Here is a 2639-nt window from a genome sequence, read left to right on the forward strand (position 1 = left end):
TACCTACCTGCGTGGCCAAAAGGTGAATTATGTTTGGTGTAATGCCCGCAAAAAAGCTGTCCCATTTTATCATAATACCGGTTTCGAGATCGTCTCAACAGAATTTGAAGTGCCGGAAATTGGGCCACATTATGTGATGTATGTTAAATTAAGATGAAGTTTTAGGCGAAAAAGAACACCTTTTTTACTTTTTCATTAAGAATTTAGAATAAAATGCTGAATTTGCAGCCCTCACATATAATGACCCATATAATCATATGAAAACTGTAGATCAAATTAGTTTCGCAGGCAAAAAAGCCCTAATCAGGGTTGATTTTAATGTGCCCTTGGATAAAAACTATAAAATTACTGATGATAACCGGATGACGGCGGCGCTGCCAACTATAAAAAAGATTTTAAAAGATGGCGGCAAAGTTATCCTGATGTCGCACCTGGGCAGACCGAAAAGCGGGCCTACAGAAGAATTTTCATTAAAACATGTTGTGCCTCATCTATCCGATCTGTTGGGGCAGCAGGTTGAATTTGCTGATGATTGTATTGGCGCGCAGGCAGTTGAAAAAGCTAAGAATTTGGGTAACGGCGAAGTGTTGTTATTAGAAAATCTTCGTTTTTACAAGGAGGAAGAAAAAGGCGATGTAGCCTTTGCAGAAAAACTATCGAAATTAGGTGATATATACGTAAACGATGCGTTTGGTACTGCTCACCGCGCGCACGCTTCAACGGCAATTATAGCACAGTTTTTTCCTGATGCCAAATACTTTGGTTACCTGATGGCAGCCGAACTGGCTAATGCCGAAAAAATCTTGAACGGAGCTGCAAAACCTTTTACTGCTATTATGGGTGGTTCTAAGGTTTCTGATAAGATCCAACTGATAGAAAGATTGCTGGATAAAGTAGATAACCTGATTATTGGTGGAGGCATGGCTTACACCTTTGCTAAAGCAGACGGAGGTAGCATTGGTACATCGCTTGTTGAAGCCGACAAACTTGATCTTGCCACAAGCCTGGTACAAAAAGCTAAAGATAAAGGTGTAAAACTTTATCTGCCTGTAGATAACGTGGTCGCCGATGCTTTTTCAAACGAAGCAAAAACCGATGTTGCAAAAACCGGTCAAATTCCAGACAACTGGATGGGATTGGATATTGGTCCTGAAACGGTAAAATTATTCAGCAAAGTAGTTGAAGAATCAAAAACCATTTTATGGAATGGCCCAATGGGCGTATTTGAAATGGAAACATTTTTGGTGGGTACAAAAGCTATAGCCGAGGCTGTAGTAAAAGCAACCGAAAACGGAGCATTCTCATTAATTGGTGGTGGTGATTCTGCAGCTGCGGTTGCTAAATTTAACCTTACCGATGAGGTTAGCTATGTATCAACCGGTGGTGGCGCACTGCTGGAGTATATGGAAGGCAAAGAACTACCGGGTGTGAAGGCTATTAACGACTAAATGATTATAACGAGTTAGTGAGTGTAACTATTAGTGCTCAAATAGATTATATCTTAAGTAGTATATAGGCATTCATTTGTTTTATTTATCATATTTAAAAAAAGGACTTTTCAAGCAGCTGATAGCTGCCCGAAAAGTCCTTTTTAGGTTTAGTTTATTTTAACTGATGATACCACATCATTCGCGTTTGGCAATAGGGTGGTAAAGTTTGAGGTGTTTGATGTACGTATCCACGAAGTACCGCCAAAGTTATTGCTGCTGTACATGGTCACTGTCCATCCGGCCGGTACTTTCATTGAGGACGCCCAGTTGTCAACAAAACCATAAGCCTGTAGCTGAGCCAGGGTGTAGTTACCCTTTGGTATATTCCCTGTTGCTGTACCGGCATAATTAATATTCTGGTAAAAATTAACCCCTACAGCAGGCGTTCCTGTATTAAAAGTGGTACCCTTACCATACAGCGCATTTGATACACTGCTTAAATAAGTATGCGTGTCGGCATTTGGCAGGTTGTAATACAGGTAAATGCCATAGTTATTGTTTACAGTTTGTGTAGCCAGTGATGCGGCAGTTGATGAGCTTGTGCTTTGAATATTAATGGCCGCCGGCCCAAGGTTGCTTGCCGCAAGGCCCGGTACTGCTGGTACCGAGTAAGTGCCATAAATGGCGTTCCAGCTGTAGTCAACTTTTGAGCCTACGGTTACACCATTAAAGCTTAAACGGGATGCTGCCGGTCCGTAAAAGTAAAATGAAATGATCTTTGTAGGCATCAACTGGCGTAGCGCGGTAACCAAATAAACAAACGAGCTTGAATTAGGCTGCCCGGTTCCGTTGTTGCCGTAATCAGCGTATTCATCATCAAAGTCAATTCCATCAAGTCCGTAAGTTGTAACCGCATCGCTCAGTAATTGTGCATATGCGGTAGCGGATGCCTGATCGGGAAAGTTACAAATGCCGGCACCCTGGTGGTTACCTAAAATTGATAGCAGTACTTTAATGCCTTTAGCCTGTAAGGGTTGTATATAGGTTGCCTTATTGCTTAGTACATTGGTTACCTGTGTATTAAAAAATAGTTCGGCTTTTTGGGTTGTGGTATTGTAATTGATATTAGCTGCAAATATAATGGCAATATCAAACAACTGCTCACCGGTTGAAAGGTAGTAATTGCCCACGTTACGGATATCATTATTA

Annotated in this window: 2 protein-coding genes; one reads left to right on the forward strand and one right to left on the reverse strand. The window is 41.3% G+C overall.

The window, feature by feature from the left end:
• The first annotated feature begins 257 nt into the window (after positions 1–257).
• A complete protein-coding gene (locus AC1DPZ_RS25215) occupies positions 258–1448 on the forward strand; it encodes a phosphoglycerate kinase (protein ID WP_477408664.1) in 1191 nt (396 codons plus the stop codon).
• A gap of 149 nt (positions 1449–1597) precedes the next feature.
• Here the strand turns inward: AC1DPZ_RS25215 and AC1DPZ_RS25220 are convergent.
• The coding region (locus AC1DPZ_RS25220) for an endo-beta-N-acetylglucosaminidase H (protein WP_477408666.1) at positions 1598–2639 on the reverse strand (1042 nt) is incomplete at its 5' end.

Source organism: Mucilaginibacter sp. P4_G9, assembly GCF_056400985.1.